This is a genomic window from Actinomadura sp. NPDC048394, assembly GCF_040651755.1.
Taxonomy (GTDB): domain Bacteria; phylum Actinomycetota; class Actinomycetes; order Streptosporangiales; family Streptosporangiaceae; genus Spirillospora; species Spirillospora montaniterrae.
Genome location: NZ_JBEZJL010000071.1, coordinates 51,302 through 58,305 on the forward strand (window position 1 = coordinate 51,302; position 7,004 = coordinate 58,305).

The 7,004-nt window shown below is 72.5% G+C and carries 6 protein-coding genes; 3 read left to right on the plus strand and 3 right to left on the minus strand.

All coding sequences use genetic code 11. From position 1 onward, the window contains the following. Positions 1 to 8: 8 nt before the first annotated feature. Entirely contained in the window at positions 9 to 1,295 is a 1,287-nt protein-coding gene (locus AB0C78_RS38440) for a cytochrome P450 (RefSeq protein WP_360758055.1), read from the plus strand. Positions 1,296 to 1,368: 73 nt separating this feature from the next. Here the strand turns inward: AB0C78_RS38440 and AB0C78_RS38445 are convergent, their stop codons facing one another. Both AB0C78_RS38445 and AB0C78_RS38450 read right to left on the minus strand, forming a co-directional pair. Then, positions 1,369 to 2,265 (minus strand): metal-dependent hydrolase, encoded by an 897-nt coding sequence (locus AB0C78_RS38445; protein WP_360758058.1) that lies wholly within the window; start codon positions 2,263 to 2,265, stop codon positions 1,369 to 1,371. Between the two features lie 4 nt (positions 2,266 to 2,269). Beyond that, positions 2,270 to 3,214, minus strand: a complete 945-nt coding sequence (locus AB0C78_RS38450; protein ID WP_360758061.1) for an alpha/beta fold hydrolase — start codon at positions 3,212 to 3,214, stop codon at positions 2,270 to 2,272. 129 nt (positions 3,215 to 3,343) lie between these two features. Between AB0C78_RS38450 and AB0C78_RS38455 the strand changes: the two genes are divergently transcribed. Further along, positions 3,344 to 3,976 carry a TetR/AcrR family transcriptional regulator gene (locus AB0C78_RS38455; RefSeq protein WP_360758064.1) on the plus strand — a complete coding sequence of 211 codons (633 nt, stop codon included), beginning with the start codon at positions 3,344 to 3,346 and terminating at the stop codon, positions 3,974 to 3,976. Between the two features lie 30 nt (positions 3,977 to 4,006). On the opposite strand, the gene valS is transcribed toward AB0C78_RS38455, so the two are convergent. Further along, positions 4,007 to 6,532 carry a valine--tRNA ligase gene (valS, locus tag AB0C78_RS38460; RefSeq protein WP_360758067.1) on the minus strand — a complete coding sequence of 842 codons (2,526 nt, stop codon included), beginning with the start codon at positions 6,530 to 6,532 and terminating at the stop codon, positions 4,007 to 4,009. Positions 6,533 to 6,657: 125 nt separating this feature from the next. On the opposite strand from valS, the gene AB0C78_RS38465 reads away from it, so the two are divergent. Then, positions 6,658 to 6,945 (plus strand): DUF4235 domain-containing protein, encoded by a 288-nt coding sequence (locus AB0C78_RS38465; RefSeq protein ID WP_151543419.1) that lies wholly within the window; start codon positions 6,658 to 6,660, stop codon positions 6,943 to 6,945. Positions 6,946 to 7,004 lie beyond the last annotated feature (59 nt).

Below are 7,004 nucleotides of genomic sequence, written 5' to 3' on the forward strand. Positions count from 1 at the left end.
TGGGCGGCGTGACGACCGCGGCACGGGACGGGATCGACGGCAACCTGTCCACGCTGGAGTTCTGGGCGCTGCCTCCGGAGCGGCGGATGGCGGCCTTCGCCCGGCTGCGCGAGCTGGACCATCCGGCGTTCTTCCAGGAGCTGAAGCTGCCGTTCGTCAAGACCGGCGCCGGCTTCTACGCGCTCGCCCGGCACGCGGACGTGGTCGAGGCGAGCCGGTCGCCGCAGATCTTCAGCAGCGAGCCGTGCTCCAACAGCATCGCGGACCTGCCGCGATTCCTGGCCCGCTACTTCGGTTCGATGATCAACATGGACGACCCGCGGCACGCCAAGATCCGCCGGATCGTGTCGCGGGCGTTCACCCCGCGCGTCCTGGAGAAGATGGAGGACGACCTCCAGCGCAGCGCGACCCGGATCGTCGACGACCTCATCGCCAAGGGCTCCACCGACTTCGTCACCGACGTCGCGGCGCGGCTCCCGCTCCAGGTCATCTGCGACATGATGGGCATCCCGGAGCGCGTCCGGCCGATGGTGTACGACCGGACGAACCTGATCCTCGGCCTCGGCGACCCCGAGTACATGGGCGGCAAGAACTACGCCCGCGACGGCATCACCCGCTTCGGCGCCCTGTACGGGCTGCTCAAGGTGCTGGCGGCCGGGTACGAGCTGAACCACCTGGCGATGAAGCTGGCACGGCAGCGCCGCCGGAACCCCGGCGACGACCTCGTGTCGGCGCTGATCTCGGCGAACGTCGACGGCGAGTCGCTGACCGACCAGGAGATCGGCTCGTTCTTCATCCTGCTCGTCGTCGCCGGCAACGAGACGACCCGCAACGCGATGTCGCACGGGCTGAAGCTGCTCACCGACAACCCCGAGCAGCGCGCCCTGCTGCTGGAGGACTTCGACGCGCACATCCCGGGCGCGGTCGAGGAGATCGTCCGGCTGGCGACGCCGGTCATCCAGTTCCGCCGGACGCTGACCCGCGACCACGTGATGAACGGCCACGAGTACAAGGCGGGCGACAAGGTCCTGCTCTTCTACAACTCCGCCAACCGGGACGAGACGGTCTTCGAGGACCCGGACGCGTTCGACATCACCCGCTCGCCGAACCCGCACGTCGGGTTCGGCGGCCCCGGGCCGCACTTCTGCCTCGGCGCGAACCTCGCCCGCCGCGAGATCACGGTGATGTACCGGGAGCTGTTCACCCGCGTCCCGGGGATCCGCGCGACCGGGGAGCCCGACCGGCTGTTCTCCAGTTTCATCAACGGGATCAAGCACCTGCCCTGCGCGCTCTGATCCCTCCGGACGGTGGGGTGCGGCGGGCCCGGCCGGCGTGGCGCGGATTTACGGCGTCCGGGCCCGCCGCGGCTCACGTCCCCGGCCGGGCCGCGTAGCCCGCGGCGCGTGCCGCCGGGGAGACCGCCAGGTAGTCGAGGGCGCGCTGGGTGGAGCACTCGGCGGACGGGTGGTAGTCGCGCCGCAGGTAGGCGCGCGCTGCGGCGACCATGAACCGGTTGCTGGGGAACAGCCCGCGCCGCACCGCGCGCCGGTAGTCGCGGACCCGCGGGCGGACGCCCTTCAGCGCCGGGTCGGCGCGGCACAGGTACGCGGCGCCGACATAGACCATCAGCGGCATCGCGAGCACGCCGATGAAGAACGCGATGAACCGCAGCCAGTACCGTCCGGCGACGTGCTCGTACACGTCGAACGCCACGGACCGGTGCTCGACCTCCTCGGCGCCGTGCCAGCGCAGCAGGTCCATCATCGTCGGGTCGGCGCCGGCGTCGTCGAGCGCGCGGGCGTCCAGGATCCACTGGCCGAGCGCGGCCGTGTAGTGCTCGATCGCGGCGATGATCCCGATCCGGAAGACCAGCCAGCGGCGCCGGGACACGAGCGGCACGGGGCAGCGGTCGCCGAGGATCCGCTTGAACATCCACTCGATCCGGTCCGTCAGCGGGCGCGGGTCGAGGCCCTGCGCGAGCATCTGCCGGTCGAGGACGCCCTGGTGGGAGTAGGCGTGCACGGCCTCCTGGCCCATGAACCCCTTGACCTCGCGGTAGAGGCGCTCGTCGTCCTCGACGAGGGGCAGCGTCTGCTTGTAGACGTGGACGAACCAGCGTTCGCCGGCGGGCAGGAGCAGGTGCAGCACGTTGATGAAGTGGGTGGCGACGGGCTCGTCCGGGATCCAGTGCAGCGGCGTGCCCGTCCAGTCGAATCTCACCCGGCGCGGGGTGATGGCGGGGTGCCGCTCGTCGATCTCGCTCATGGCCTCACTCCCCCGCCGCCACGACCTCGCCCTGGACGGGCACCCGCGCGGCCCGCAACCCGGCCGACTCGGGCCCGCCCTCGACATGCCGTGCGAACTCGGCGATCCACGCGGCGGTCGTCGCCGGGTCCTTGCGGACGGCGCCCCAGTGGCCGACCGGGATCTCCCGCCGCCAGAGCCGGTCGACGTACCGGGCGAGGTCCGCGGACTGGTGCGGCGAGACGAACGCGTCCCGCGTCGGCGCGATGACCTGCACCGGGACGTCCGTCGTGGCCATGGATCCGGGACGCAGGAAGCGGACCGCGTTGGCGCGGTACAGCTTCATGCCGTACAGCGCGTCCTTCGGGAACGTGTCGGCGTGCCAGCCCTCGATGCCCTCCATCCGCTCGATCGCGACCGGGAAGATCCTGGCGCCCCCGAGACGCCAGGCGAGTTGGGGGACGCCGGGTATGGCGCCGAGCATCAGGTACCAGGAGCGCGCGAACTGCCCGGCCAGCTGCAGGACGTGCCGGGGCGTCGGACGGCGCAGCCGGTCACGCACCCACTGCCCGAAGTGCTCGATGCACGGCCCGGAGATCGAGGTGAACGAGGCGACGCGTCCCTCGGCGAGGCCGCCGGTGACCGCGCCCCAGCCCTGCACCGAGCCCCAGTCGTGGCCGGCGAGGTGGACGGGCCGTCCGGGCGACACGGCGTCGATCACCGCGGCCAGGTCGGCGGCGAGGTTCTCCATCGCGTAGGCCCGAGTGCGGCGCGGCCGGGACGAGCCGCCCGCGCCGCGCACGTCGTAGGTCACGACGTGGAAGTCCTCGGCGAGCAGGTCCGCGACCGGCTCCCAGACCACCCGGCTGTCGGGGTACCCGTGCACGAGCACGACCACCGGGGCCGTCCACGGCCCCCGTTCGCGGACGGCCAGCCGCACCCCGCCCGCCTTCACGCGCCTGTCCCTCACCTGCGCGTCCTTCGTCGCCGCAGTGCTCACCGCGGTCCCGCCGCGCGGCCTCACGTCCATCGCCACCACCCAATTAGACTTGGGATCTAATATGATGACCGGGTTGAACGAAAGTCAAGAGGGGGCGCGATGACCGCCGGGACACGGCCGGACGGCCCGCACGCCGCGCGGGACGGCGGCGGCGCGCGACGGGCCGCGATCCTCGACGCCGCGTCCCGGCTGTTCGCCGACCGCCCCTACGACGCGCTGTCCATCGACGACATCGCCGCGTCCGCCGGCGTCGCCAAGGGCCTGATCTACTACTACTTCGGCAACAAGCGCGGCCTGTTCCTCGCCGTGATCGGCACCGCCGCGCAGGCGCTGAACGCGCTCGCCGAGGAGTTCGACGGGCACTCCCCCGCCGACCGGCTCGCCCGCACCCTCGACGGCTTCCTCTGGTGGGCCGACACGCACCGCTCCGCGTTCCAGACCGTCACCAGCGGCGGCGTCGGCGTGGACGCCGAGGTCCTCGCCCTGCACCGCACCTCGCGCAAGCGGCTGCTGGCCGCGATGTCGACCGGCCTGGTCGGCACGCCGGAACCACGACCCGCGCTGCGCGTCGCGCTGGAGGGCTGGCTGTCGTTCGTCGAGGGCGCGACCGCGTCCTGGCTGGAGGGCGGCGACCTGAGCCGCGACGACGTCCGCGACCTGGCCGTCCGCGTCCTCGGCGGGGTGCTGAAGGCCGCCGGGCACACCGACCCGGACTGCGGCCGCCCCGGCTGACCTGCCGGGACGGCCGGGCCGCCGTGGGTGTCAGCCGGCGGGCGCCAGCGTCACCTCAACCGTCAGGTCCGCGGGCGCGCTCTCCAGCGTCAGCTCGGCGATCCGGCCCGCGGCGGCCAGATCCGGACGGGAGACCCGGCCGGCCTCCGCGCCGCGCACCACGGCCCGCGCCACGTCCGCGCGCATCGACGCCTTCGCCTCCGACTTCGCCTTGCGGACCTGCCGCAGCGCCTCACCGGTCGCGGCGAGCACCGCCGGGTCGCCGCCCGCGGGCAGCTCGGCCGGCAGCGGCCAGGACGCGGCGTGCACCGAGCCCTTCCGCCACCAGGACCAGACCTCCTCGGTCACGAACGGCAGCACGGGCGCGAACAGCCGCAGCAGCACCGACAGCGCCGACCGCAGCGCCGCGCGCGCCGACTGCGCCTCCGGCCCCTCCCCGTACGCGCGCGCCTTCACCAGCTCCAGGTAGTCGTCGCAGAACTCCCAGAAGAACCGCTCCGTGCGCTCCAGCGCCCGCGTGTAGTCGTAGCCCTCGAACGCCTCCGTCGCGTCCTCGACGACGCCGGACAGCGACGCCAGCATCGCCCGGTCCAGCGGCTCGGTGACCGCCGCGTCCCGCTCCACCTCGCCGAGACCCAGCACGAACTTCGACGCGTTGAGGATCTTGATGGCGAGCCGCCGGCCGACCTTGATCTGGCCGGTGTCGAACGCGGTGTCGGTGCCCGGACGGCCGCTCGCCGCCCAGTACCGGACGGCGTCCGACCCGTACTCGCGCAGCAGGTCGATCGGGGTGACGACGTTCCCCTTGGACTTCGACATCTTCTTGCGGTCCGGGTCGAGGATCCAGCCCGACAGCGCCGTGTCCGTCCACGGCAGCGACCCGTGCTCCAGATGCGACCGGACGACCGTCGAGAACAGCCACGTCCGGATGATGTCGTGCGCCTGCGGCCGCAGGTCGTAGGGGAACACCCGGGAGAACAGGTCGGCGTCGCGCTCCCAGCCGCCCGCGATCTGCGGCGTCAGCGACGACGTCGCCCAGGTGTCCATGACGTCCGGGTCCCCGATGAACCCGTCCGGCTTGCCGCGCTGGTCCTCGGCGAAGCCCGGCGGGACGTCCGAGGACGGGTCGACGGGCAGCGCGTCCTCCGCCGGGACGATCGGCGCGTCGTACCGCGGCTCGCCGGCCGCGTCCAGCGGATACCAGACCGGGATCGGCACGCCGAAGAACCGCTGCCGGGAGATCAGCCAGTCACCGTTGAGGCCCTCCACCCAGTTCTCGTAGCGGGCCCGCATGTACGGCGGATGCCAGTTCAGCTCCGCGCCGCGCGCGAGCAGCTCCGCGCGGGTCGCCGCGTCCCGCCCGCCGTTGCGGATGTACCACTGCCGCGTCGTGACGATCTCGAGCGGCTTGTTGCCCTTCTCGTAGAACTTCACCGGACGGCTGATCTTGCGGGGCTCGCCGTCCAGGTCACCGGACGCGCGCAGCATCTCGACGACGCGCTCCTTGGCGGAGAACACCGTCTTGCCGGCCAGCTCCGCGTACGGCTCCGCCGGGACGCCCGACGGCGGCTCGGCCGACAGCCGGCCGTCCCAGCCGATCACCGCGCGGGTCGGCAGGTTCAGCTCCCGCCACCACGTGACGTCCGTGACGTCGCCGAACGTGCAGATCATCGCGATGCCCGAGCCCTTGTCGGGCTCCGCGAGCCGGTGCCCGAGCACCGGCACCTCGACCCCGAACAGCGGCGTCCGGACCGTCGTCCCGAACAGCTCCTGGTACCGCTCGTCGTCGGGGTGCGCGACCAGCGCCACGCACGCCGGCAGCAACTCCGGGCGCGTCGTCTCGATGTACACGGGCCGCTCGTCGCCGTGGAACCGGATCCGGTAGAAGGCGCCCGGCTGCTCGCGGTCCTCCAGCTCGGCCTGCGCGACGGCCGTCCGGAACGTCACGTCCCACAGCGTCGGCGCCTCCGACACGTACGCCTCGCCGCGCGCGAGGTTCCGCAGGAACGCGCGCTGCGAGGCCGTCCGGGACGCCTCGCCGATGGTGGAGTAGAGGTGGCTCCAGTCGACCGACAGGCCGACCCGGCGCCACATCTCCTCGAACGCCTTCTCGTCGACCTCGGTGAGCCGCTCGCACAGCTCGATGAAGTTCCGCCGCGACACCGGGACCTGCTTCTTCGGGTCGGGCTTGGCCGGGGGTTCGAAGTCCGGGTCGTACGGCAGCGACGGCTCGCACCGCACGCCGAAGTAGTTCTGCACGCGCCGCTCGGTGGGCAGCCCGTTATCGTCCCAGCCCATCGGGTAGAAGACGGCGCGACCGCGCATGCGGTGGAACCGGGCGACGGTGTCGGTGTGGGTGTAGGAGAAGACGTGGCCGACGTGGAGGGAGCCGCTCACGGTGGGCGGCGGGGTGTCGATCGAGTAGACCTCGCCGCGCGGCCGGGTGCGGTCGAAGCGGTAGACGCCCGCGTCCTCCCAGGCGCGTACCCACCTGTCCTCCAGGCCGTCCAGGGAGGGCTTGGAAGGAACGCTCGGCGTACGCGGCTGCTCTGTCATGGGGCAATGGTATTGACATCCGCCCGGCCCGCATGCCACTTGCCCGCGCCGACGCGGCGGCCTTTCCCGCCCGGAGCGGGGCGTTCCGGTAGCGTCGGAGGCGACAGGACGACTGGAGGACGATGATGGCGGACAAGGGCGACATCGGCTATCGCGTGATGGCCGGCGCCGCGGCCTTCGCGGGCGGCTTCGTCGCGAAGAAGGCGATCACGCTCGTCTGGAAGAAGACCACCGGCAAGGAGCCGCCGACCAACCCCGAGTCGCCGGACGTGGCGCTGTCGGAGGCGATCGGCTGGGCCGTGGTGGTGGGCGTCGGCGTGGAGATCGCGCGGCTGGTGGCCACCCGGGCCGCGGTCCACCAGTGGGCCAAGGGCACCGGCGAGCTCCCGTCCCACCTGAAGGTGGACGCCTGAGCCCGCGGGCCTGATCGGGCTCGAACGCGTCGTGGCCGGTCCCGGACGTCCGGGACCGG